General features: G+C 61.5%; 23 protein-coding genes. 8 read left to right on the forward strand and 15 right to left on the reverse strand.

The genetic code is table 11. From position 1 onward, the window contains the following. Nucleotides 1-20: 20 nt before the first annotated feature. Complete coding sequence (gene arcB / locus AB5Y51_RS12175; RefSeq protein WP_039040952.1) at nucleotides 21-2,333, reverse strand: aerobic respiration two-component sensor histidine kinase ArcB; 2,313 nt, start codon at nucleotides 2,331-2,333, stop codon at nucleotides 21-23. A 202-nt stretch (nucleotides 2,334-2,535) separates the two neighbouring features. Between arcB and AB5Y51_RS12180 the strand changes: the two genes are divergently transcribed. Further along, the gene (locus tag AB5Y51_RS12180; RefSeq protein ID WP_368178506.1) at nucleotides 2,536-3,534 is read left to right on the forward strand and encodes a DUF2860 family protein; all 999 of its coding nucleotides are present in this window, start codon (nucleotides 2,536-2,538) and stop codon (nucleotides 3,532-3,534) included. 61 nt (nucleotides 3,535-3,595) lie between these two features. Here the strand turns inward: AB5Y51_RS12180 and AB5Y51_RS12185 are convergent, their stop codons facing one another. The 4 genes from AB5Y51_RS12185 to AB5Y51_RS12200 all read right to left on the reverse strand — a co-directional run bounded on the left by AB5Y51_RS12185 (nucleotide 3,596) and on the right by AB5Y51_RS12200 (nucleotide 6,527). Further along, nucleotides 3,596-4,288, reverse strand: a complete 693-nt coding sequence (locus AB5Y51_RS12185; RefSeq protein WP_029313837.1) for a DUF3334 family protein — start codon at nucleotides 4,286-4,288, stop codon at nucleotides 3,596-3,598. Nucleotides 4,289-4,406: 118 nt separating this feature from the next. After that, nucleotides 4,407-4,853 carry an HIT domain-containing protein gene (locus tag AB5Y51_RS12190; protein WP_039040966.1) on the reverse strand — a complete coding sequence of 149 codons (447 nt, stop codon included), beginning with the start codon at nucleotides 4,851-4,853 and terminating at the stop codon, nucleotides 4,407-4,409. A 73-nt stretch (nucleotides 4,854-4,926) separates the two neighbouring features. Then, nucleotides 4,927-5,550 (reverse strand): DUF2057 domain-containing protein, encoded by a 624-nt coding sequence (locus AB5Y51_RS12195; protein ID WP_128296945.1) that lies wholly within the window; start codon nucleotides 5,548-5,550, stop codon nucleotides 4,927-4,929. Nucleotides 5,551-5,624: 74 nt separating this feature from the next. Then, nucleotides 5,625-6,527, reverse strand: a complete 903-nt coding sequence (locus AB5Y51_RS12200; protein ID WP_042016837.1) for a LysR family transcriptional regulator — start codon at nucleotides 6,525-6,527, stop codon at nucleotides 5,625-5,627. Between the two features lie 97 nt (nucleotides 6,528-6,624). Between AB5Y51_RS12200 and AB5Y51_RS12205 the strand changes: the two genes are divergently transcribed. Continuing rightward, nucleotides 6,625-7,227 (forward strand): short chain dehydrogenase, encoded by a 603-nt coding sequence (locus AB5Y51_RS12205; RefSeq protein ID WP_323902561.1) that lies wholly within the window; start codon nucleotides 6,625-6,627, stop codon nucleotides 7,225-7,227. A gap of 121 nt (nucleotides 7,228-7,348) precedes the next feature. Here the strand turns inward: AB5Y51_RS12205 and AB5Y51_RS12210 are convergent, their stop codons facing one another. The 3 genes from AB5Y51_RS12210 to dapA all read right to left on the reverse strand — a co-directional run bounded on the left by AB5Y51_RS12210 (nucleotide 7,349) and on the right by dapA (nucleotide 10,620). Continuing rightward, complete coding sequence (locus AB5Y51_RS12210; RefSeq protein WP_039040947.1) at nucleotides 7,349-8,452, reverse strand: phosphoribosylaminoimidazolesuccinocarboxamide synthase; 1,104 nt, start codon at nucleotides 8,450-8,452, stop codon at nucleotides 7,349-7,351. A 169-nt stretch (nucleotides 8,453-8,621) separates the two neighbouring features. Further along, nucleotides 8,622-9,740: an outer membrane protein assembly factor BamC gene (gene bamC, locus AB5Y51_RS12215; protein ID WP_029313833.1), complete on the reverse strand. Its 1,119-nt coding sequence runs from the start codon at nucleotides 9,738-9,740 to the stop codon at nucleotides 8,622-8,624. Further along, nucleotides 9,733-10,620, reverse strand: a complete 888-nt coding sequence (gene dapA, locus AB5Y51_RS12220; protein ID WP_368178507.1) for a 4-hydroxy-tetrahydrodipicolinate synthase — start codon at nucleotides 10,618-10,620, stop codon at nucleotides 9,733-9,735. The genes bamC and dapA overlap by 8 nt, the downstream gene beginning before the upstream one ends. A 188-nt stretch (nucleotides 10,621-10,808) precedes the next feature. Between dapA and AB5Y51_RS12225 the strand changes: the two genes are divergently transcribed. The 3 genes from AB5Y51_RS12225 (at nucleotide 10,809) to AB5Y51_RS12235 (ending at nucleotide 12,525) form a co-directional block, all read left to right on the forward strand. Further along, entirely contained in the window at nucleotides 10,809-11,342 is a 534-nt protein-coding gene (locus tag AB5Y51_RS12225; protein ID WP_010673166.1) for a glycine cleavage system protein R, read from the forward strand. Nucleotides 11,343-11,365: 23 nt separating this feature from the next. Further along, a complete protein-coding gene (gene bcp, locus AB5Y51_RS12230; protein WP_368178508.1) occupies nucleotides 11,366-11,830 on the forward strand; it encodes a thioredoxin-dependent thiol peroxidase in 465 nt (154 codons plus the stop codon). A 194-nt stretch (nucleotides 11,831-12,024) separates the two neighbouring features. Next, on the forward strand, nucleotides 12,025-12,525 hold the full coding sequence (locus AB5Y51_RS12235) for a YfbU family protein (protein WP_039040945.1): 501 nt from the start codon (nucleotides 12,025-12,027) through the stop codon (nucleotides 12,523-12,525). A 52-nt stretch (nucleotides 12,526-12,577) separates the two neighbouring features. Here AB5Y51_RS12235 and yfbV read toward each other — a convergent pair whose 3' ends face one another. Beyond that, on the reverse strand, nucleotides 12,578-13,018 hold the full coding sequence (gene yfbV, locus AB5Y51_RS12240; RefSeq protein WP_029313829.1) for a terminus macrodomain insulation protein YfbV: 441 nt from the start codon (nucleotides 13,016-13,018) through the stop codon (nucleotides 12,578-12,580). Between the two features lie 301 nt (nucleotides 13,019-13,319). Here yfbV and AB5Y51_RS12245 point away from each other — a divergent pair, with 301 nt between their 5' ends. After that, the gene (locus AB5Y51_RS12245; RefSeq protein WP_368178509.1) at nucleotides 13,320-14,522 is read left to right on the forward strand and encodes an acetate kinase; all 1,203 of its coding nucleotides are present in this window, start codon (nucleotides 13,320-13,322) and stop codon (nucleotides 14,520-14,522) included. Between the two features lie 70 nt (nucleotides 14,523-14,592). Further along, a complete protein-coding gene (gene pta / locus AB5Y51_RS12250) occupies nucleotides 14,593-16,746 on the forward strand; it encodes a phosphate acetyltransferase (protein ID WP_041211116.1) in 2,154 nt (717 codons plus the stop codon). A 477-nt stretch (nucleotides 16,747-17,223) separates the two neighbouring features. Here pta and ilvN read toward each other — a convergent pair whose 3' ends face one another. The 6 genes from ilvN to AB5Y51_RS12280 form a co-directional block, all read right to left on the reverse strand. Further along, nucleotides 17,224-17,718 (reverse strand): acetolactate synthase small subunit, encoded by a 495-nt coding sequence (ilvN, locus tag AB5Y51_RS12255; RefSeq protein ID WP_010673160.1) that lies wholly within the window; start codon nucleotides 17,716-17,718, stop codon nucleotides 17,224-17,226. Further along, on the reverse strand, nucleotides 17,718-19,436 hold the full coding sequence (locus AB5Y51_RS12260; protein ID WP_010673159.1) for an acetolactate synthase 3 large subunit: 1,719 nt from the start codon (nucleotides 19,434-19,436) through the stop codon (nucleotides 17,718-17,720). Before AB5Y51_RS12260 ends, ilvN begins: the two co-directional genes overlap by 1 nt. A 390-nt stretch (nucleotides 19,437-19,826) precedes the next feature. Then, a complete protein-coding gene (locus AB5Y51_RS12265; RefSeq protein WP_010673158.1) occupies nucleotides 19,827-19,979 on the reverse strand; it encodes a hypothetical protein in 153 nt (50 codons plus the stop codon). Between the two features lie 35 nt (nucleotides 19,980-20,014). After that, complete coding sequence (locus tag AB5Y51_RS12270) at nucleotides 20,015-21,124, reverse strand: MJ1255/VC2487 family glycosyltransferase (RefSeq protein ID WP_210537825.1); 1,110 nt, start codon at nucleotides 21,122-21,124, stop codon at nucleotides 20,015-20,017. Continuing rightward, a complete protein-coding gene (locus AB5Y51_RS12275) occupies nucleotides 21,121-21,624 on the reverse strand; it encodes a phosphatase PAP2 family protein (protein ID WP_010673156.1) in 504 nt (167 codons plus the stop codon). Before AB5Y51_RS12275 ends, AB5Y51_RS12270 begins: the two co-directional genes overlap by 4 nt. Before the next feature lie 125 nt (nucleotides 21,625-21,749). Continuing rightward, complete coding sequence (locus AB5Y51_RS12280) at nucleotides 21,750-22,373, reverse strand: TetR/AcrR family transcriptional regulator (RefSeq protein WP_010673155.1); 624 nt, start codon at nucleotides 22,371-22,373, stop codon at nucleotides 21,750-21,752. A gap of 405 nt (nucleotides 22,374-22,778) precedes the next feature. Between AB5Y51_RS12280 and leuA the strand changes: the two genes are divergently transcribed. Then, nucleotides 22,779-24,341: a 2-isopropylmalate synthase gene (gene leuA, locus AB5Y51_RS12285; RefSeq protein WP_368178510.1), complete on the forward strand. Its 1,563-nt coding sequence runs from the start codon at nucleotides 22,779-22,781 to the stop codon at nucleotides 24,339-24,341. The last annotated feature ends 14 nt before the right edge of the window (nucleotides 24,342-24,355 follow it).

Below are 24,355 nucleotides of genomic sequence, written 5' to 3' on the forward strand. Positions count from 1 at the left end.
CCTTGCCTGAGGCGTCGTGTCTACGAGAGCAGCCAGCGCCGCAGGCGGGCGATGTCACCCGGGTATTCCCGGCGCAGGGTTTCAATCCAGTCTTCCACGTTCTCCCACCAGGCGGGGTGATCCGGGCTCTGGATAAGCTGGGCCGTCTGCTGCAACCGGCGCAGGCCGATGGAGCCCGCCGCCCCCTTGATCTTGTGGGCCTCCTCCACCACACCGGCCTGATCCCTGGCAATCATGTTGGAGTCGAGCACCGCCATGTAGTCCGGCATCATCTTCTCGAACAGCTCGACGCTGGAGAGCAGCACCGGCTTGCCGACCGTGCTGGCGTAATCGGTGAGGAAAGGCAGATCCAGCAGGGCATCCTGATGGTGGACATCGTCCTGCTCGTCCGCCTCGTCCCCGGCAAGATCCGCAAACAGGTGGCCTATCACCTCCCGCACCGCCTTGGAGCCCAGCGGCTTGTTGATCACATCCTGCATGCCGTGATCCCGGTAGTACTGGCGATCGCCGGTGGCATTGGCGGTGAGCGCCACCATGGGGGGCAGGCTGTCGCCGTAGCGCGCGAGCAGTTGCTCCGCCACATCGAACCCCGTCATGTCCGGCAGCTGGATGTCGAGCAGGATCAAGTCGAAATCATCCGGGTTGGCCATGGCCAGCGCCTCTGCACCATCCCGCGCCACCTTGACCTGATGGCCGAGCTTGTTCAGCAGGGCGCAGGCCACAGTCACGTTGAGCTCCACATCCTCCACCAGCAGGATGTCGAGGGAGGGCATCTCGGGCTCCGGGGCCGCGGCCTTGGGCTCGACGCAGTCCACCTCCAGCTCGGCGGTGAAGCAGGCGCCTTCGCCCGGGTCGCTGTCCACATAGAGTTGACCGCCCATGGCCTGCACCAGCTGGCGGGAGACCGCAAGACCGATGCCGGTGCCGGTGGCGTGCTTCTTGCCCTGCACCTGATAGTACATGGCGAAGATCTTCTCCTGCTGGGCACGGGGAATGCCCACCCCGGTGTCTTCCACCTCGAAGTGCAGCGCCAGCTTGCCCGGTTCATCAGCGGCGTGGGCGAGACAGCGTATGGTGACGCCCCCTTCATCGGTGAACTTGACCGCATTGCCCACCAGGTTCCACAGCACCTGACGCAGCCGGGTGCCGTCCGCCATCACGAACTGGGGCATGTCGCCGTCCCGGTCGAAGTGCAGGTAGAGCCCCTTCTGCTCCGCCTGGATGCGCGACAGCGTCTCCAGCTCGTCGAGGAAGGCGGGCAAATCCAGCGGAGCCGGCGCAATCTCCAGCCGACGACGGTCGAGCTTGTCCAGATCGATGATGTCGTTGAAGATGTTGCCGAGCGTCACCGCGCTCAGGTGGATGGTCTTGAGCTGCTGCTGCTGTCTGGCATCGAGGGGCGTATCCATCAGCATCCGGCTCAGGCCCACGATGCCATTGAGCGGGGTGCGCAGCTCGTGGCTGATGGTGGAGATGAAGGTGGTCTTGTCCCGACTCGCCTTCTCCAGCTTGTCCTGGTACTGCTTGCGCTCGGTGATGTCGCGACCAAAGCCGAGCAGGCCGAGCCGCTTGCCGAAGCGGTCGAAGAAAGGCACCTTGCGCAGCTCGAAGTAGGCCTTGCGGCCATCGGGATACTCCAGCCACTGCTCATAGGTGAGCGGCTCGTTCTGGGCGAAGACCTGCTTGTCGGTCTCCACCACCTTGCTGGCGATGTCGTGCTTGTAGACATCGAACGGGGTCAGACCGATGAGTTCCGCTTCCACCTTGCCGGTGAGCTCCTCCATGGCGCGGTTGCAACCGGAGAACTGCTCATCCTCGTTGCGGTAATAGACCAGATCGGGGGAGCAGTCGATGAAGGAGCGCAAGAGGGCGGTACGCTCCCCCAGATGCAGCTGGGCCTTCTCCCGCTGGAACACTTCGTTCTCGAGATCCTCGATGGCTTGCTGGCGCAGGGTCTCGGCCCGGTTGGTCTCGGCGATCTGGGCGTTGAGCCGGCTGATGTTCTCCTGCAACTGGCTGTTGAGCTCGAGATCCCGCTCGCGCATGTCTTGCAACTTGCGCACCATCCGGGTCAGCCGTTGGCGGGAGTCCTCCAGCTGATCCACCACGATGGAGAGAAAATAGACGGCCCAGGGGGTCACCAGCAGGCCGAAGAAGACAGAGCGCACCAGGTCGACGATGTCCACGGTGCCGCGCAAAAACAGAGTCACCCCCATCTGGATCGACACGGCCAGCACTATGATGGCGGTGGCCAGGAACATGCTGAAGCGCACCAGTCCCAGCTTGGTCATCAGGTCGACGTAATATTGCGCCCAGGATTTGATCTGCTTCATCTCGTTGTTTTCTCCCCTTTTCTTGCGCAAACAGGATACCAGTACGGCGCCATGAACTCTTGTCCGTCGCGTATTCAATTATTGATTAACGTCACACTCCGGCTGGGGTAGCATGCCTGCCATGCCTCAGTCAGCACCGGTTCCACCGGGATACCGGGGCGCACTGTCACCCTTCTCATTCGTTATGTCAGGAGCATACCCGATGCGAAATCATGTTCTGTTGAGCCTTGGCCTGCTGGTCGCCACCACCGCCCACGCCGATCTGGGGGAGATCCCCCGCCAGACCGGCTGGTCCGGTTTTCTGCTGGGCGGAGTCAATGCCGGCAGCCACAAGTCCAACTTCTATGCCGGTGACGACAGCAACAGCCGTATCGATGATCTGGGCTCCCCCGGCCGCGAAAGCGGTCTGAGCCCGCTGCTCAATGCCGATATCCGCTACACCTTCGCCGATACCCGCACCCAGGTCTTCCTCGGCAACCTCATCCAGGACGCGGTGCGCTTCGACTTTACCCAGCAACTCGGTCTGCGCCAGGAGATGGGTGACAAGGGTATCGTCGCCACCTCCCTGGTGTTCAACCTCATGCCGGTGGAAGTGTGGAGCGATCCCTTCGCCACCGGCGTGGACCGCAGCGCCACCGATCTCACCTCGAAAGGGGTGCGCTTTGCCTGGGACAGGATCTGGGGCAGCAACGTCTACGCCACCCTGACCAGCCGGGAAGTGGAGCTCGACGAGGAGCGCAGTGGCCAGCAATATGACCTGACCCACGGCACCCACTACGCCTCCATGCTGAGCCGCAATGGCAAGATCCACGACCTGGCACTCTCCTACCAGTACCACTTCGGCGGCGACCAGTTGCTGGAGCCCGCCTTCCTCTACAAGGAGGCCCGCCTGGACGGGAGTGCGGAGAGCTTCAAGAACACCGGTCTGCAGCTGACCTATGCCAAGCGTGCCTCCCAGTGGTCCATCGTGAGCAACCTCTACGCCGGCAAGCGCAAGTATGACGAGGCGAATCCCCTGTTCGGCCAGCGCGCCGATGCCAGCGAGTTCGCCCTCAATGGCACCTTCTTCTGGCACAACCTGTTCGGCATCAAACCCCTTGCCGCCACCTTCACCGCGGCCTACTCCAGCGCCGACTCCGACATCGACTTCTACGATGCCGAGGCGCTTCGCTTCAGTACCGGGCTGCTTTACAACTTCTGACCCGCCCCAAGCAAGGAGGCCACCCCCGGGGTGGCCTCTTCATTTGCACAACCCTCGACCATCAGATGCCGAGGGAATCCAGCAGATCGTCGTGCTCGTTGCTCGCCGGCGCGGCCGCCGGTGCCGGTTTGGCTGACTGCTTGGCCTGAGCGATCAGCTCGTCGGGATCCACCTCCTCCTGCACGCCGCCATCATGGATCCGGATAAACTCCGTCTTGTCCATGGCCAGCTCCAGATAGAAGATGTTGTTGCTGGCGGTGAAGAAGGTCACCCGGCGGGTCTCGGGATTGTCGAGGTTGGTGTCGACGCTCAGCATCACCTGCTTGTTGAGCGCCAGCATCTTGGGCTGGTTCTGGGTGATGTGGGTCTGCAGCTCGCGCCCCACCTTGGTGGTGAAGCTGCCGACGATCTGGTTCATCAGCTCGCCCATGACGTTGCTCACCTCGTCCGAGGTGTGGGAGATGGCGAGATCCTCCTTGGAGAGCCCCATGCTCAGCATGTAGCTCTGGTAGAGCTCCATGGCCGCGGCGGCGGAGAAGTTGATCACCACCAGCCCGGAGAAGCCGCCGTCAAACAGCACGAAACAGCCGATGTCAGGCTTGAGGCAGGTCTTGCTGATCCGCTGCACCATGCCGGAGAAGCGCACCTGGGTCTGGGTCGCCGCACTCAATACGCTCGTCACCGAATTGCACAGGCTCAGCAGTACGTCCTCTGTGGTCAATACGGCATCATCCTCGGATCTTGTCACTATCATGGAACCTTCCTGCTGATCGAAATAATGGGGCTGTCACTCGTGTCGCCCATGTCACCATGCACCGACGCGATACGCTAACAGATTGCGTGATCCCGGTGCCCAAAGCGCGAGCCACCTCTCACTTGACTGGATTATCAGTCAGAAATGGCTGAAATCCATCCAGGGTAGCCAGACGGGTTTGCCAACTGGCAGCCGCCCCTTGCAAGGCCTGCTCCTCATAGGGAATGGCGGGACAGGCACCCCAGATGGGACCGGGCCAGGCCGCATCCGAGCTGAAGCGGGCCACGTGGTGCAGGTGCAGCTGAGGCACCAGATTGCCGAGGGCCGCCACGTTGATCTTGTCCGGGCCGAGTGCCCGCTCCATCAGGGTGGCGACGGCGCAGGACTCCTGCATCAACTGCTGTTGCTGCTCGGGGGCCAGATGATGGATCTCCCGAAGGTTGGCGACCCGGGGCACCAGAATCAGCCAGGGATACTGGCTGTCTTTGGCCAGCAGGACGCGGCACAGGGGCAGATCCCCGAGTATCCGGGTATCCGCCTGAAGGCGGGGGTGCAATTCAAACATGGGGGCCTCGCTGATCAACATGGGCACATCGGGAATCAAAGATGTGCCCACGTTACTGCAACGGGGAGCAAACTTAAAGGCGCGGCACGGCCCAACCGATGAAGCGCTTGCGAAGCGCGGGGTCCGCCTGCAGGAAAAGCTGTTGCAACTGCCCTTCCAGGGCGCTGGCAGGCACGGAGGAGGCCCGGGGCGTCGCTACGGCGGCCGCAGCCACATCCGCCGCACCGGCGAGCACGGCAGGCCCCTCGCCACGGTTGTACTCCATCAGCCTGGCATGCCAGTCCATGCCGATCTGCATCCCCTGCACCACCAGCGTATCCTGGCGCACCTCGAGGGGCTGCCCCCCCGCCACCAGGCCCAGGACAGGGGCCCTGGCGTAGCGTTCCATCCCGGCCTCGTCCGCAGGCACGGGAGCCTGCAGGCGCACCGACTGCCCGCGTGCCTCATAGCGAAGCACCTGGGGCTCGGAGCGAACCTGGCGATCGTTGTCGCTGCTGTTGCGACTCGGGATCACCCCCTCGTAGCGCACCAGCAGTTGCTGCTCTCCGTCGGCCAGCACGGCATGCTGCTCGTCCTGCACCTTGCCTGCGCTCACCGCCAGGATCTGGAAATCCCGGGGCACCTCGACCCTGACCTCGGCCTGCACACCGCCGCAGCACAGCAGCGCAACCCCTGCCCAACCCTGATGACGCTTCATTCCCTGACTCTCCTTTCGCGATGAAGGGCGCAGGGTAGCAGCCCCAGATGACAGAAAAATAACGGGATGCAGGCTCACCCCAGCAGATAATGGGGCCGCTCGGCAAACCACTGGGCCAGCACCTGCTTGAACAGCCGGATCTTGCGCGGCACCCGGCGCTGCTGGGCGTGCAGCACATGGATCGGGTGCAGGCCGGTCTGCCACTCCGTCAGCACGGCCACCAGCTCCCCTCGGGCCAGGCTGGCCTCCACCAGCATCAGTGGACACTTGGCAAAGCCCATGCCCGCCCGGGCCAGTTGCAGCAGGGTGCTGTAGTGGTTGGCCCGCACTCGCCCCTGCACCAGGATGTGCGCCTCCTCCTCCCCCTGGCGAAAGTGCCACTGCTCCCAGTCCGGGTTGTGGCCCTGCAGCAGGCAGGAGCGCCCCCCCAGCTCATAGGGAGTGGCAGGGATCCCCTCCCGGGCCAGCAGGGCGGGGCTTGCCACCACCACATCCTTGAGCCTGCCGAGGGGCAGGGCCACCAGGTTGTCGGGGATCAGCTCCATGGCCCGCAGGGCGATGTCATTCTCCCCCTGGCTCATGTCGATCATGGCATTGGTGAAGTTGAGCTCGACCTGGACGCCGGGGCACAGCTCGGCAAAACGGGCGAGCAGCTCGCTCACCATGCGGTCCCCCGTGCTGACCGGGCAGGTGAAGCGCAGGCGGCCGCTGTCCTCCTCGGTCAGGGCGCGGATCCCCTCCTCCGCCTCCCGGGCCAGGGCGAAGATCTCGCCGGCCTGCTGGTGAAGCACCCGCCCCGCCTCGGTCAGGCTGAGTCTGCGGGTCGTGCGCTGGAGCAGCTGGGCATTGAGGGCGGACTCCAGGGCGCTGACATGGCGACTCAGCATCCCCTTGCTCACCCCCAGGGCATCGGCAGCGGCGGAGAAACTGCCCCGTTGCACCACTTCATAGAAACTGGCCAGGTGGGTGATATCCATCATTAGCACCAATATGGAAACAATGGGTTCATCATAAGCGCTTTTTCTCCCTTTTTATCCCGCTATCATCAACTCATCTCAACCAGGAGCGATAGATATGAAGATTGTGATTGTGGGTGCCTCCGGCACCATTGGCGCCGCCGTCAGCGAACTGCTTGCCCAGGATCACCAGGTGATCCGGGTCGGTCACAGCCAGGGGGATGCCACCGTCGACATGACGGATGGCGCCTCCATCGCTACCCTCTTCGCGGGCCTAGGCCGGTTCGATGCCCTGGTGGTCGCCAGCGGCAGCGTCGCCTTCAATGCCCTGACCGAGATGACGGACGAGCAGTGGCAGGTGGGGCTTCAGAGCAAGCTGATGGGCCAGATAAACCTGACCCGGGCCGCCATTGCCCACCTGAGCGACCGTGGCTCCATCACCCTCATCAGCGGCATTCTGAGCGAGGAGCCCATCCACTGGGGGGTGAGCGCCACCACCATCAACGGCGCCATCGAGCACTTCGTGAAAGGGGCCGCCTGCGAGCTGCCAAGGGGCATTCGCATCAACGTGGTCAGCCCCACCGTGCTGGAAGAGTCCATGGGCAAGTATGCCGACTTCTTCCCGGGCTTCGTGCCGGTACCCGCCGCCCGGGTGGCCCAGGCCTACAAGAAATCGGTACTGGGGGTACAGACCGGCCAGATCTTCCGGGTCAATGGCTGAGCGCTCCGACAACCCAATGAAAACGGGCCCCGTCATGGGGCCCGTTTTGTCATCTGCGTTGCAAACGCCTCCCTTGCCACCAGCAAACGTTTGTTCGCCTGCGGCAAAAAAGCGGTCGGCCTCAGTCGATCAGGCCGTACTGCTCCCGCAGTACCTCGATGATCTCCTGCTTCGGATTGGCACTGCGTACCAGCGGCTGACCGATGATCTTCTCGGCGATCCCCACATAGGTGCGGGAGATATCCATCATCACCTCGGTGGGCAGCTTGTTGTCACGGGCCAGGGCGAAGCGCTCGGGCATGCGGTTCTTGTTGAGCAGGATGTCCGGATCCGGGAAGTGGTTCAGCAGCCACTGGCGGAAGCCCTCTTTGGACTTCTCGATGATCTCGCCGCCGCGAAGGGCTGCGCCGTCCCAGATGCGGGAGCTGTCGGGGGTGCCCACTTCATCCATGTAGATGAGCTTCTCGCGACCGGCGGCATCGGTCACGTAACCGAACTCGAACTTGGTGTCGACGAAGACCTGATCCAGGGCAGCCAGCGCCTCGCTGATGACGTTGAAGCCCTCTTTGAGCAGCGCCTCGTAGCGGTCGATGTCCGCCGGGGAGCGGAAGCCGAAGGCCTGATGGTGGCGCTCGATGTCGCCGCGGGAGACGTTGACGTCGTCCGCTTCCGGCACGCCATCCAGCCCCTTGAGGATCCCCTTGGTGGACGGGGTAATGAGGATCTCGGGCAGCTTCTGATCCTTCTTGAGCCCTTCCGGCAGGGTGATGCCGCAGAATTCCCGCTCACCATCCTTGTAGGCACGCCACATGGAGCCGGTGATGTACTGGCGGGCAATGGCCTCGATCATCACGGGACGGGCTTTTTGCACGATCCAGACGAAGGGGTGCGGGATGTCCAGGATGTGGCTGTCCGCCAGCCCCTGCTCCTTGAACAGCTTGAACCAGTGGCTGGAGATGGCATTGAGCGCCGCGCCCTTGCCCGGCACGCCGTTCAGACCGTCCACCCCTTGCCAGATGCAGTCGAAAGCCGAGATGCGATCACTGATCACCATGAGGGCCAGGGGCGTATCGGCCGGCACATCATAGCCTTTCTCCCGAATGAGCCGGGCACTGTCTGCCGGGGTCAACCAGTAGACGCTGCGCACTTTGCCGGAATGGACAGGTTTATCGGTACGGATCGGCAAATCGTCGTTCACCGCCAATACTTGATCTGCAAGACTCATGGCTAATAACACTTCCTGTTGTGGGACTAGTTAGGCAGGGGCACCAGACCCCTGTCTGTGGGGGATTCACATCATCAGGTACTCAGGCCCGGGGCAACCGGCTCGGCACGCGGGCCCTGCGGCAACCCGGACATAACAAAACAGGGGCGCGAGGCCCCTGTTTCCATGCTTACTTCGCCCCCTGATCGGCCAAGCCCTTGGCAAAGGCCTCGGACAGGCTGATGTACATCTGGGAGATGACACCGGATGCGACAGGCTTCTTGTCTTTGTCGAACAGGGTGATGGAGGTCTTGCCGCCCGTCATCTCGCCGAGCTGGAAGCGATACTTGTCTTCCTCGAGCTTGAACGGTTCCGCTCCCTTGGCCTTCCAGAACTCGCTGTCCGGCTCGTCGTACTCCACGTCGATCCAGCCCAGGGACTGCTGGGTGTCCTTGATGGTGAAACCATAGGCAGGCAGCACCTGATTGAGGCGGCGCCACACCTGGTCAAACGACCCTTCGGCAATCCAGGCGCTCAGCTCGTTGTTGTCCAGACCCAGCTCCAGCCCCATGCCATCGCTGGACTTGTGCTGTTCACGGGCCTTGAGCTGCTTGTCGTAATAGAGGGAGAACTGGTTCAGGGCGCGGGTAGCATAACGCTGGGCGTCCGCCGGCGTCAGCACAGTGCTGGTCTCGCCGTCGATGGTCTCTTCGTGATCCAGCACCCGTACCGACATCTTGATGGCGTGGCGCTGCACATCGTTGCGCAGGGTGAACTGGTAACGCTGACGGATCTTGAAGTCATCGTCATCTTCCGCCCAGCCATCGAGCACCGCTGAGTTGTCAAACCAGCCGGTCTGCAAGACGCCGTCCTGCTGGTCCAGCTTCTCGGTGGTGACCTTGTGTTCGGCCAGGAAGTTCATCAGGAAGGCCCAGGTATCGCGCTCCACGCTCTGGGAGGTGCTGAGGGCATAGAAGGCGACGGTCGGCTCGCTGGCATTGGCCACCACCTGGCTGCCGGGCACCACGGTGAGCAACTGGGCGGGCGGACGCACGTCCACCTTGGCCCCGAGGGCGCCCTCACGGCTGCTCTCGGGCAGGGCCGGAATGTCGAAATTGCTGTTAAAGGCGGGGGTACTCAACCCGGCGGGCACAAGGAAGGCACGGCCTTCGAGGCGGCTCTCTTCATACTCGAAGCCACGGTTGGCCATTTTGCGTTCCTGGGGTGAGCTGCAGGCAGCCAGCACGGCCACCGTCGCGACACTCAGTACCAGGCGCACTGCATTTCCCTTTCCATTTGCTTTAAACACTCGCCATCAACTCCGCAGTCGTCAGTGCTCGCGCCATCGCCGCTTCCCCCTCGGGGGTGAGATCGGTCAGGGGCAGACGCAAGGTCGCCGTCGCCATCAATCCCAGCCGGGCACAGGCCCATTTCACCGGGATGGGACTCGGTTCACAGAACAGAGTCTGATGCAACGGCATCAATCGATTGTTGATGTCATGAGCCTGCCCGGCATCACCGGCCAGGGCAGCACGACACATGTCGGCCATCTGGGGCGCCGCAATATTGGTGGTGACCGAAATGACACCATCGCCCCCTTGCAGCATAAAATCACATCCGCTGGTGTCATCGCCACTATAAAGCGCAAAATCCGGCCCGCACAGTTCGCGCAGCAGCGGGGTACGGCCAAGATCGCCAGTCGCTTCTTTCAAACCTATGATGCCGGGCACCTTGGCCAGACGGGCCACCGTCTCGGGTTTGAGGTCACAGCAGGTACGACCGGGCACATTATAGAGAATTTGAGGCAGACCACTAGCCTCGGCGATCGCACAATAGTGACGATAGAGGCCTTCCTGGGTGGGTTTGTTGTAATAGGGGGTCACCGAGAGACCCGCCACCACGCCCATGGTGGCGAAACGCCGGGAGAGGGCGATGGCGTGAGCAGTATTGTTGGAGCCGCAGCCCGCGATGACGGGAATGCGTCCGGCGGCGTATTCCACCGTCTTCTCAACCACGGCGATATGTTCCTGCTCGCTCAGGGTGACCGACTCTCCCGTGGTTCCCACGGCGACGATGGCGCTGGTCCCGGCATCCACATGATATTCCACCAGCGCTGCCAGACTGACCCAATCGATGTCGCCCGAGGGCAGCATGGGGGTAACGAGCGCAACAATACTACCGCGTAACATGGATAATTCTCCCGATTTTCAGGGGCGTAATGGTAAAGCTGCCCCTTTTGAAAAACAAGGGAGGCGCGGGACAAGCCGTGTTACCATCCGGCACAAAACGTATGAATGCACGAGCGCACAAGAGGCCTCACGGCAGGGTGCCGGCACCCGCGGTCAACGCATTCTCAATAATGGACGAGAGACGATTTATGACTCACTACCTGGTCGTAACGGCCATCGGCACGGACAGGCCTGGCATCGTCAATGAGGTGACCCGTCACGTCAGTGGCTGCGGTTGCAACATTGTCGACAGCCGTCTTGGCATCTTCGGCAACGAATTCACCTTCATCATGCTCCTGTCCGGTGACTGGAACAGCCTGATGCAACTGGAAATCAGCCTCCCACTGCGCAGCCAGGAGTGGGATCTCATCACCATGATGAAACGCACCGAGCGCCACCACTCCCTGCAATATGACATCAGCGCCAGCGCAGAGGTGCTGATCCGGGATCAGCCGGGCATCGTAAGTCAGTGCACCCAGTTCTTCAGCGATCACGGCTGGGACATCCAGGCCATGCAGACCATCACCCTGGAACAGCAGCCCTTCAACCTGCTCAAGGCGAACTTTCAGTTGAATCTCTCCAAGCAGGGAGAAGAGCCCGGCTCGAAGACAGCCTTCGCCGATTTCTGTCGTGGACTGGGCGCCGAGTCGTTCGAATTCATCGTCAATCACAAGTACGCCTGACGGCGTTTATCCGAGGAGACCCCATGTCACCACTAGAAGCTGGTACCCAGGCCCCCGATTTCTCCCTCTCCGATCAGGACGGCAATCAGGTTCGCCTCGCCGACCTGCGCGGCAAGAAGGTGCTCGTCTATTTCTACCCCAAGGCGATGACCCCGGGTTGCACCACCCAGGCCTGCGGTCTGCGCAACGTCAATAGCGAGCTGGCTGCCCTCAATGTGGTGGTGCTCGGCATCAGCCCGGACAGCGCCAAGCGCCTGAAAAAGTTCGAGGAGCGCGACAACCTCAACTTCCGTCTGCTGGCAGATGAGGATCACGCGGTGGCCGATGCCTTTGGCGTCTGGGGCCCGAAGAAGTTCATGGGCAAGGAGTATGACGGCATTCATCGCCTGAGTTTCCTCATCGACGAAGAGGGCAAGGTTGCCCATCGCTTCGACAAGTTCAAGACCAGCGATCACCATCAGGTGGTGCTCGACCTCGTCAAGGGCTAAGCCACCAGCGGCAATGTTGCAGGGCTCGCCATGGCGGGCCCTGCTCGTTTCACCACGGCATCAGCCCCACTCTCTGGCGGCCCACCAGGGCACCTCTTCCCCCCTTTTCTCGCCAACCTCCCCTCTCAGATCAAAAAATTCATCCTGGATATGGGTTAACGTGACCCCAGATTCATTTTCCAGCGAGACAGCCCATGAACATGAGCCACACCGAACGCCTGATCCTGAGCAACCAGTACGAGATCCTGGCCAAACTCAATCCGGAAAAGGCGGCGTTTTACCAGCGTGCCAGCACCATCGTCGAGCGCGGCTACTGCCTGCAGATCCTCGAGCTGGAGAAGAGCTTCGGCCATCTGGATCTCGCCACCTGCCAGGAGGTGCTGGACACTCTGGAGCTGCACCATGCACTGGCCATCTCCTGGGGCAACCTGGATGCCAGCGCCCGGGCCGATGTCAACGAGAGCCGCCTTGCCTTCAACGGCTACAGCCGCAGCCAGGAGCGGGAACTGGCGGATTACGTCTGCTTCCTGCTGGAAGTGGACAAGCGTTTCCCCGAACTGCCCTGCCCCTGCGACGAGCTCTCCAGCGACATCGCCATGCGGGACAAGTACCAGCGCATGCTGGCGGTCTGGCGTCAGTGCCCCCGTCAGTACAAGCTCTCCATCCAGGAGATCAGCAAGGTGCTGGCCGCCTGAATGTGAAAAAGGCGCCTGAGGGCGCCTTTGTCGTCAGTCTGACTCCGGAAAGTCATTCGTAGAGGAAGGATTTGTCCAGCTGCTTGAAGGCGGCGTTGAGGGTATCGGCCAGCTCTTCGTAGCGGGGACGGGCCACCAGCTGACGTTGACCGCCCTGCTCGTTCATCTTGCCGTTTATCTCCCGATACCAGGTGGCGAGGGAGGGGGGCAGCCGGGTATCGGCGCGCTGGCCGAGCCAGTAGTACCCTTGCAGCGGCAGGCTGAGCAGGAAGAGCACGGACGCCATCACGGAGGGCCAGTAATGAAGCTCGCCAAACTGGAACTGCACCATGACGCTGAGCACCGCCAGTGCCGGGATCACCTTGAGGGCGAATTCGGTGGCCTTGATCACCCGATTCTCCGGGAACATGGAATTAAGCTCGGGACGGCGCGGCCAAAGAGTCATATAATGACGGCCTTGCTGTAATTTAGTTCCAAAAATGTTCATGCTCATGCTACCTCCGAGCTCTTTTCGAACGCATTAACGGCAAAACCTCGACAATATTTGAGAGGCAATAACAAAGGTTGAGGATGACTTTGTTATTTTTCAACAATCAGGTTATCCTTTGTACGCCCATTTTTACGCTGGGGCACGGCCACTGACCAGTCAGGGACGTCTGAATTTCGGGTCTTGTATCACTATACAAGGGGCAAGCAACAGATTGCCAACCCTCATAAGGATAAGTTGATAGTTTTTGGACGCACCGCGTCCGGCGCATCCTCCAACCCAACCCAATCTGCGATAGGATTTATTCATGAGTAAGCTGGTTCTTGTTCTTAACTGTGGCAGCTCGTCCCTGAAGTTTGCTGTCATTGACGCAACCACCGGTGATGACCTGCTGTCCGGCCTGGCCGAATGCTTCAACCTCGACGACGCCCGCATCAAGTGGAAGCTGAACGGCGAGAAAGGCAACGCTGATCTGGGTGCCGGTGCCGCTCACCAGGAAGCGCTGGACTTCATCGTTCACAAGATCCTGCCGCTCAACCCGGAACTGTCCAAGAACCTGATCGCCATCGGCCACCGCGTGGTACACGGCGGCGAGCGTTTCACCTCCTCCGTTCGCATCTGTGATGACGTCATTGCCGGCATCGAAGCCGCCATTCCTTACGCACCGCTGCACAACCCGGCTCACCTGATCGGTATCCGTGCCGCCCTGAAGGTCTTCCCGGAACTGGCCGAGAAGAACGTCGCCGTGTTCGACACCGCCTTCCACCAGACCATGCCGGAAGAAGCCTTCCTGTACGCCCTGCCGTACAAGCTCTACAAAGAGAACGGCATCCGTCGCTACGGCGCCCACGGCACCAGCCACTACTACATCAGCCTGGAAGCGGCCAAGCAGCTGAACAAGCCGGTGGAAGAGCTCAACATCATCAACTGCCACCTGGGCAACGGCGGCTCTGTCTGCGCCATCAAGAACGGCCAGTCCGTCGACACCTCCATGGGCCTGACCCCGCTGGAAGGCCTGGTGATGGGTACCCGTTCCGGTGACATCGATCCGGCCATCATCTTCTTCCTGCACGACAAGCTGGGCATGAGCGTCGCCGAGATCAACACCATGCTGACCAAGGAGTCCGGCCTGCAGGGTCTGACCGAAGTCACCTCCGACTGCCGTTTCGTTGAAGACAACTACGACAGCAAGGAAGAAGCCAAGCGCGCCATGGACGTGTACTGCTACCGTCTGGCCAAGTACATCGGTGCCTACGCCGCCGCCATGGACGGTCGTCTGGATGCCGTGGTCTTCACCGGCGGCATCGGCGAGAACTCCGCCCCGATCCGTGAGATCACCCTGAACAAGCTGGGCCTGCTGGGCTTTGACGTCGACCACGACGCCAACCTGAAGGCTCGCTTCGGCAAGGGCGGCGAGATCACCAGGGCTGGTTCCACCAAGGCCCTGGTTATCCCGACCAACGAAGAGTGGGTCATCGCCCACGACGCGCTGGAACTGGTCGGCGCATAAATTAGCTGTAGAGCAAGGCCGCCCCAGGGCGGCCTTTTCCTGATCCCAAAAAATGAACAAGGGGTAATAAGTGGCACGCACTATTATGCTCATCCCGGTCGGCACTGGTGTCGGCGTAACCTCCGTGAGTCTTGGCGTCGTTCGCGCCATGGAACGTCACGGTGTCAATGTCAGCTTCTTCAAACCGGTCGCCCAGCCGCGTCCGGGTGAAACCGGTACCGAGCGCTCCACCGCCGTGATCCGCGCCGCTGCCAACATCAACCCGCCCGAGCCGTTCGCCCTCTCCTACGCCGAGAACATGATCACCTCCAGCAACACCGACATCCTGCTGGAAGAGATCGTGGCCCGCTTCGAAGAGCACGTGAAGACCAGCGGCGCCGAAGTGGTGGTGATCGAGGGCCTGGTTCCGACCGACAAGCAACCCTTTGCCAACAAGCTGAACTACGACGTCGCCAAGGCGCTGGATGCCGACATGGTGTTCGTGACCCATCCGGGCAACGACTCCAGCCAGAAGCTCAAAGAGCGCATCGAGCTGGCCTGCTCCAACTTCGGTGGCGTCAACAACCCGCGCATCGTGGGCTGCGTCATCAACAAGGTGGGTGCCCCGGTTGACGAGCACGGCGTGACCCGTCCCGACCTGACCGAGATGTTCGAAGCGCACCACCACGGCGCCGATACCGGCCACAACCTGGAAGTGCTGCAGGTCTTCGGCAAGAGTCCGCTGCGCATCCTCGGCTGCATTCCCTGGAACACCCAGCTGATCGCACCGCGCGCCAAGGATCTCGCCAAGCACCTGGCCGCCAAGATCATCAACAAGGGTGAGCTGGAAAGCCGCCGCCTGCAGACCGTGACCTTCTGCGCCCGCTCCATCCACAACATGATCGAGCACTTCCGTCCGGGCAGCCTGCTGGTGACCTCCGGCGACCGTTCCGACGTCATCGTCTCCGCCTGCCTGTCCGCCATGAACGGCGTCAAGCTGGGTGCCTTGCTGCTGACCGGCAACTACCATCCGGAACCCCAGGTGATGGCCCTGTGCCAACAGGCCATGGCCACCGGTCTGCCGATCATGATCACCGGCACCAACACCTGGCAGACCGCTGTCAGCCTGCAGAACTTCAACGTCGACATCCCGGAAGATGACCGCGAGCGTATCGAGCTGGTGCAGGACTACGTTGCTGGTCACATCGACAAGCACTGGATCGAGTCTCTCTCCGCCAAGTCCACCCGCTCCCGTCGCCTGAGCCCGCCGGCTTTCCGCTATCAGCTGACCGAGCTGGCCCGTCAGGCCAACAAGCGCGTCGTGCTTCCGGAAGGGGAAGAGCCGCGCACCATCAAGGCGGCCGCCATCTGTGCCGAGCGCGGTATCGCCCGTCCGGTGCTGCTGGGCAACCCGGATGAGATCCGCCGCGTCGCTGAACAGCAGGGCGTGATCCTGACCGACCGCGTCGAGATCATCGATCCCGTTGCCGTACGCGAGCGTTACGTGGCCCGTCTGGTCGAGCTGCGCAAGAACAAGGGCATGACCGAAGTGGTTGCCCGCGAGCAGCTGGAAGACAACGTGGTACTGGGTACCATGATGCTGGAGCGCAATGAAGTTGACGGTCTGGTATCCGGCGCAGTGCACACTACTGCCAACACCATCCGTCCGCCGATGCAGATCATCAAAACCGCCCCGGGCTCTTCCCTGATCTCCTCCATCTTCTTCATGCTGCTGCCGGATCAGGTGCTGGTCTACGGTGACTGCGCCATCAACCCGGATCCCACCGCCGAGCAACTGGCCGAGATCGCCATCCAGTCCGCCGACTCCGCTGCCGCCTTCGGCATCGAGCCGCGCGTGGCCATGATCTCCTACTCCACCGGCACCTCCGGCGCCGGCGCGGATGTGGAGAAAGTGCGTGAAGCGACCGAGCTGGCCAAGGCCAAGCGTCCCGACCTCATCATCGACGGCCCGCTGCAGTACGATGCGGCCATCATGGAGAACGTCGCCAAGTCCAAGGCACCGAACTCCCCGGTTGCCGGCAAGGCCACCGTGTTCGTGTTCCCGGATCTGAACACCGGCAACACCACCTACAAGGCGGTACAGCGCTCCGCCGAGCTGGTCTCCATCGGCCCCATGCTGCAAGGCATGCGCAAGCCGGTCAACGACCTCTCCCGTGGCGCCCTGGTGGACGACATCGTCTACACCATCGCCCTGACCGGCATCCAGGCAGCCCAGGCCGAGTAATCGACCCGCAGTCCGATGCAATGAAAAACCCGCCGAGAGGCGGGTTTTTTTATGGCTCGCGCCCAGAAATGTTGATCCGCAAGATCAGATCGGGATCCCGTCCGGATCCACGGACAGATCCGCGTTCCGCCCTTGGCAAGGCACGAGGGATAAGCAAACGCTCACACCCTCGCCAGGGGATTGCACAAATGCGATCCAGCCAGGATCAAATTGAAATATCCCTTTAAGATCATGAGACTAACGCCAGACACACCGCTAATCTACAGAGTTTTCCACAGCTTTTGTGGATAGTTTACCGATCATTTGAAAGAAAATGACAGGTGAAGGCCCTCCCTTCCCCCTTCTCTTTCACCCCCTCGATAGCCCCCTGATGCTGTGGCCTGCATCCCTACCGGCCCCCCACTTGCCCGCAACGCTGCCAGACACGAAAAAGGGCTCCGAAGAGCCCTTGAACAGCTATTTTCACATCCGGCCACATCAGGGACGCAGGGATTTGTCCGCCCGGGAGATGCCGCAGACACCGGAGCGCACCACTTCGATGATCTCGTTGGTCTGGGCAGCCGTCTTGATGAAGGCGTCCAGCTTTTCGCTGGTCCCGACGAGCTGCACCGTGTAGAGCTCGGGGGTGACGTCGACGATCTGGCCACGGAAGATGTCCGCCAGCCGCTTCAGTTCGTCACGTGCACCACCGGCGGCGCGCGCCTTGACCAGCGCGATCTCCCGCTCGATGTGCTCACCCTCGCTCAGGTCACACACCTTGAGCACGTCCACCAGCTTGTGCAGCTGCTTCTGGATCTGCTCCAGCACCCGCTCATCCCCCATGGTGACGATGGTCATGCGGGACAGGGTGGGATCCTCGGTGGGGGCCACCGTCAGGGTCTCGATGTTGTAGCCGCGCTGGGAGAAGAGGCCCACCACCCGGCTCAGGGCGCCGGATTCGTTCTCCAGCAGAACGGAAATTATATGTCTCATCAGGTTCTCTCCGTCTTGCTCAGCCACATCTCGTCCATGGCACCAAATTTGATCTGCATCGGATAGACGTGCTCGTCCGGATCGACCGAGATGTCCATGAACACCAGTCTGTCCTTCATGGCAAAGGCCTTCTCCATGGCGCTCTCCAGCTCCGCCGGATCGCTCACCGCGATGCCGACGTGGCCATAGGCTTCCGCCAGCTTGACGAAGTCAGGCAGGGATTCCATGTAGGAGTGGCTGTGGCGGCCACCGTAGAACATCTTCTGCCACTGCTTGACCATGCCCAGCGCACGGTTGTTGATGGAGATGATCTTGATGGGCACCCCGTACTGCATGCAGGTGGAGAGCTCCTGGATGTTCATCTGCACCGAGCCGTCGCCGGTGACGCAGCAGACCACGGCTTCCGGGTTGGCAAACTGGGCCCCCATGGCGGCGGGAATGCCAAAGCCCATGGTGCCGAGACCGCCGGAGTTGATCCACTGACGCGGCTTGGCAAACGGGTAGTAGAGAGCGGCAAACATCTGGTGCTGACCCACGTCGGAGGCAACGAACGCCTCCCCCTTGGTCACCTTGTAGAGAGTCTCGATGACCTGCTGCGGCTTGATCAGGGTGGGATGGGTCTCGTAAGCCAGGCAGTTGCGGGAACGCCACTGGTTTATCTGCTCCCACCAGTCCGCCAGCGCCTGCTTGTCGTTGTCAAAGCCGCACTCGCGGATCACTTCCAGCATCTGTTCCAGCACGGTTTCCACCGAGCCGACGATGGGCACATGGGCCTGTACCGTCTTGGAGATGGAGGTGGGGTCGATGTCGATGTGGACTATGGTGGCGTTGGGGCAGAACTTGGCTACGTTGTTGGTCACGCGGTCATCGAAGCGGGCACCCACGGCGAAGATGAGATCCGCGTTGTGCATGCTCTTGTTCGCTTCAAAGGTACCGTGCATGCCGAGCATGCCAATGAACTGCGGATGGGTGCCGGAGAAGGCGCCCAGCCCCATGAGCGTGGTAGTCACCGGCAGGTTCAGCAGCTCCGCCAGCTTGGTCACCAGGTGATCCGCATTGGCGTTGATGGCGCCGCCACCCACGTACATGACCGGGCGGCTCGCCTCGGTCAGCAGCTTGGCAGCCCGCTTGATCTGGCCCTTGTGTCCGGCCTTGGTCGGATTGTAGGAGCGCAAGGAAACCGACTCGGGATACTGATAGGGGAACTTCTCTTTCGGATTCTGCACGTCTTTGGGCAGATCCACCACCACGGGCCCCGGGCGGCCACTGGCGGCAATGTAATAGGCCTTCTTGATGGCCTCGGGAATGTCGCTGGCTTTCTTGCACAGGAAGCTGTGCTTCACCACCGGGCGGGAGATGCCGATCATGTCGGTCTCCTGGAACGCATCCTCCCCGATCATGCTGGTCGGCACCTGGCCGGACAGGATCACCAAGGGAATGGAATCCATGTAGGCGGTGGCGATCCCCGTGATGCAGTTGGTGGCGCCGGGACCCGAGGTCACCAGCACAGTGCCCACCTTGCCGGTGGAGCGGGCGTAACCGTCCGCCATGTGCACTGCGGCCTGCTCATGCCGCACCAGGACATGCTCCATCTTGCCGTTTTCGAAGAGAGCGTCATAGATGTCGAGCACTGAGCCACCAGGGTAGCCGAAAACGTGTTCCACTCCCTGATCTTCCAGCGCTCTAACCACCATCTGGGCGCCTGATAACATCTCCATGATAAAGCCCTCCAGGCTTTGCTCCGTTAAGCGAAAGCTATCGACAGTCCGCTGCTTCCCGGCAGCGCCGATCCGAGTCTTGTTGTTGTCTGCAGGCAGATCAGGCGAGTTCGGAGCCGTCGATAGTAGAAAAATAGGGGTTTTCCATCATTCACCCGAAAAGCGGGTGAAAAACCAACTTAACCCGCCCGTGAACGCTTGTCCACGGCTTTGTCTGGCCATAACAGTCATAAATTTCAAACAGCTATTAACATTCAGTGACTTGGCCACCAGGCGGGCAACAAAGAGGGGCCCTGGGGGGAACAACCAGCGGATCATGCTGCCCGCGTCGGTGAGGAACAAAATAAACGGCCCACCCCGAGGGGGTGGGCCGTCAAAAACTGGCTGGTTTCACTGCTCGTCTTCGGGTTCTGCCAGCCAGATCTGCTGATCCGGATCCGTCTCTTCGCAGACCGAGATGCTGACACCCATGTCGAGCAGCTCATGCAGGGTGAGATTGTCTGCCAGGGTCATGGTGTCGCCGTTTTCATTGGTAAAGCGCATGGTGTCCGTCCTCTCCGTGGTGGGATCGACTCAGTTTAGTCAAAGGCGCTGAGTTGGGATAACCAGGGACGCTCCTGGCCGGTACGGCTGGCAAGCTCCCCCAGGCTGTCACACACCTCCTCCGGAAAGAGAGTCCTGCCCCAGAGGCGGCGGGAGAGCGCCCCCACCTCCTCCCCTGCCCCGGCCAGCAACCAGTCGGCCAGCTCTCCTGCCACATCGGGATAGCGTACTCTGCCAGGAGAAGGGGCCTCCAGCCAGCTTCGCACCGCATTGGCATCCAGGCTGTCCATCAACTGGGCCAGCCCCATCAGCTCCAGGGTCCTGCCGTTGGTCAACTGCTCGAACTGGCCACCCAGGGGTTTGACCAGCAGCTTCTTGCCAAGGGAGAGCGCCTCGGAGGCAAGCTCGAATCCCGCATTGCTGATGACCCCGCGACAACCGGCCAGCGCCAGCTTGAACCCCTCTCTGGCCTGAGGTTCAAAGCGGATGTTGCGCCACTCGCTGCGCTTGCGCACCTCGGGATGGAAGCAGATGAACGACTGCGTGCTGAAACGCGACAACAGGGCCGCGATCGTCTCTGTCTGCTCGAATGGCAGATAGACCAGGATCTGCTGGTTGTCCGGCACCGGCTCGAGGGGATCGACGATGGGAGGCAGCAGGGGCTGGCCGAAATGGAACCAGTGCAGTCCCAGGGACTGGCGTACCGGCGCAAAATGGCGCATCAGCTGGCGGTTGAAACCGCTCTCCCCCCAGCGCGGGATCGGCCAGTCGAAGCTCGCCTGATGGCTGATGGTGAGGCTGGGTTTGCCCCAGCGGCGAGCAGCATGGGCACTGAGCGGCTCGAAGTCGCTGATGACCAGATCGTACTCGCGGCAATCGAGGGTACGCAGATCTTGCCAGAAACGCAGGGGAGAGAGTCCCTTGAGGGTGCGCCAGCCCGAGATGCGCCCCTGATGGCTGGCGAAAGTGATACCGGGGAAGGTGCGATAATCCCCGAACTCCCCCATCTCGAAGTAGCCGTCGGCGGCGCGCCCGCTGAACAGATAGTCCACCGCCACGCCCCTGCTCTTCAATGCGCGCGCCAGGGTCCGGCTACGACTGATGTGGCCGTTGCCGGTCCCCTGAACGCCGAACAGTATCCTCATCCCTGGCTCCAACCCAGCGCCCAGAGGGCGCAACCACCGCCAAGCAGCGCCCCGGCCACCAGATCACTCAGATAATGCACCCCGAGCAGCAGGCGGGACGCCCCCACCAGCGCGGCCCAGACAAACAGCAGCGGTGCCCAGAGCGGGAAACTGGCGGCCACTACGGTCGCCATCAGAAAGGCGGCCGCGGTATGGCCCGAGGGCAGGCTGTAACGATCCGACGGGGTGATGAAGACAGGCAGCCCTGCCGGGCGCTGGCGTTTGAGGGCATTCTTGAGCAGCAGGTAGAGCGGCAACTCGAGGGCAAACGCCCAGAGCGCCACCCTGACCGCCTCTTGCCCGGCGCTCCCCTGCCACCAGAGCAGGCAGGCCGCCACGGCATAGAGGGGGCCGTCACCGGTACGGGAGACAAGCCGGCTTATCCTGGCCTGCGGCTGGTTGTAGGGATGAAGCAGGCAGACACGGCACACCCGCAGGTCCCATTGCTGGATCTTGTTCATCACGGCCCTCCCTTGCATCCTGAGTGCAGACTAGGAGGGCGGCATGACACTTCGTTGACGCCCAGATAACAGATTGATGAAAAAAAGGGCCCAGGGGCCCTTTTTCATCCGTCATCCCGGAAAAGTCAGTTCAGGGCACCGCGCAGGCCGTTTTCCATCAGGCGGCAGTTGTGGGCCGCGAGGCGGCTCATGAAGTGCTCGTCCACCGTCAGCCCAAACACCTGCTCGTAGAGATCCTTCATCACGAAGGGCTGCCACATCATGCTGAGGAAGGAGATCTTCAGCATCTCGGGGTCCAGGTTGTCCGCCAGCTGGCCGTTAGAGCGCATGGATTCGAGCAGGGCATCGAACTGGGGAAGTTGGCGATCCAGCAGGCGGCTCAGCACAAAATCACGCCCCGGGCTCTTTTCAGTGGACAATGCGCTGGAGATGGCGGAGGTCAGCTCGCTGTTGGGCGCCATCACCTGATAGTAGGTGTTGAGCAGATCGGTCAGGCTGCGGTTGCTGCTCTCGTCGTGCCAGGCTTGCTCGAGGGGCTCGGCCACATCCCCCAGCACCGCCTTGTAGAGGCCTTCCTTGCTGCCGAAGTAGTAGTGGATCATCGCCAGATTGGAGCCTGCCAGCTCGGCAATCTCGCGGGTCGTCACCTTGCTGTAGGGGGTGTTGAGAAAACGTTCGCGTGCGGCGGCAAGCAGCTTGTCACGAATGTCGGAACGTCCGACTGGACGGCCAGGTCTGCGTTTTTCCATGGAATACCTCAGATAATTCAGCAAGGGCTGATAAGTCGATCTGATTGTGCGGGTGATCGAGTACAGCAGGAATGACCAGATAATCAGGCATGAACCGAATATGGGACAAGAGAATTTGCACTCCTTTACAATCCGATTAAATAAACCAGTGAATTGAACCTGTCCATTCCGGTTGACACAGCATAAAAATCTCGTTATTGGTAGTAGCGTTATCGACTGGAAGGATTGAGACATCATGCGTATTGCCGCTCCGCTACTACTGCTCTCCCTAATCGCGACTCCTCGCGCGGGATCCTTGTAGCCGGGCTAAGGCATAGCCGGAATTTACAGAAACCCGTGCACCCCGCACGGGTTTTTTTATGCCATGCAGGATGCACGCAGCGAACTTAGGAAGAGGGAAGTCACATGTCAGATCGGGTCATCATATTCGACACCACCTTGCGTGATGGTGAGCAGGCGCTGTCGGCCAGCTTGACGGTCAAGGAGAAGCTGCAGATCGCCCAGGCGCTGGAGCGGCTCGGTGTCGATATCATGGAAGTGGGTTTCCCCGTCTCCTCCCCCGGCGATTTTCAATCGGTTCAGACCATCGCCCGTCACATCAAGAACAGCCGGGTCTGCGCCCTGGCTCGCGCCCTGCAAAAAGACATCGATGCCGCCGGCGAAGCCTTGAAAGTGGCAGAGGCATTTCGCATCCACACCTTTATCTCCACCTCCTCCATCCACGTGGAGAGCAAGCTGAAAAAGAGCTTCGAAGACGTGCTGGAGATGGGGGTCGGCGCCATCAAGCACGCCTTGCGCTACACCGATGACGTGGAGTTCTCCTGCGAAGATGCGGGCCGCACCCCGATAGACAACCTGTGCCGCATGGTGGAAGCCGCCATCAAGGCCGGCGCCCGCACCATCAACATTCCTGACACCGTGGGCTACACGGTGCCGACCGAATTCTCCAGCATCATCCACACCCTGTTCAACCGGGTACCCAACATCGACAAGGCCATCATCTCGGTGCACTGCCACGACGATCTGGGCCTCTCGGTGGCCAACTCCATCAGTGCCGTGCAGATGGGGGCCCGCCAGATCGAGTGCACCATCAACGGCATCGGCGAGCGTGCTGGCAACTGCTCTCTGGAAGAGGTCGCGATGATCCTGAAAACCCGCGCCGACCTGCTCGGGGTACACACCAACATCCGCCACAGCGAGATCCACCGCACCAGCACCCTCGTCAGTCAAATCTGCAACATGCCGGTGCAGCCCAACAAGGCCATCGTCGGCGCCAACGCCTTCTCCCACAGCTCAGGCATCCATCAGGACGGCGTGCTCAAGGCGAAGAACACCTATGAAATCATCACCCCCGAGAGCATCGGTCTCACCCAGAACAACCTCAACATGACCTCCCGCTCCGGCCGCCACGTCATCAAGCACCGGATGGAGTCCATGGGCTACGCCGAGAGCAGCTACGATCTCGACGATCTCTACGCCAAGTTCCTCACCCTGGCCGACAAGAAGGGCCAGGTGTTCGACTACGACCTGGAGGCCCTCGCCTTCTTCAGCCAGATCCACGAGGAGCCTGAGCACTTCAAGCTGGAGTACCTCGGCGTGCAGAGCGGCAGCTCGGTGCTCGCCACAGCCTCGGTCAAGCTCAAGGTAGGCCAGGATCTGGTGTGCGAGGCCGCCACCGGCAACGGCCCGGTGGATGCGGTCTACCAGTGCATCAACCGCATCACCGGCTACGAGATCCGCATCGATAAATACGAACTCAAGGGCAAGGGCGAGGGCAAGAACGCCCTCGGCCAGGTGGACATCGTCGCCGAGTACAAGGGGCGCAAGTTCCACGGCATGGGGCTGGCCACCGACATCATCGAATCCTCAGCCCAGGCCCTGGTCCACGTGATTAACAGCATCTGGCGCGCGGACCAGGTGGCCGAACAGATGGAGCGCAACAACCCCATCAAATCGGAAACCGTCTGAGCCCGCCGCCGGAC

It is taken from the genome of Aeromonas sp. R7-1, assembly GCF_040908115.1.
Lineage (GTDB): Bacteria > Pseudomonadota > Gammaproteobacteria > Enterobacterales > Aeromonadaceae > Aeromonas > Aeromonas caviae.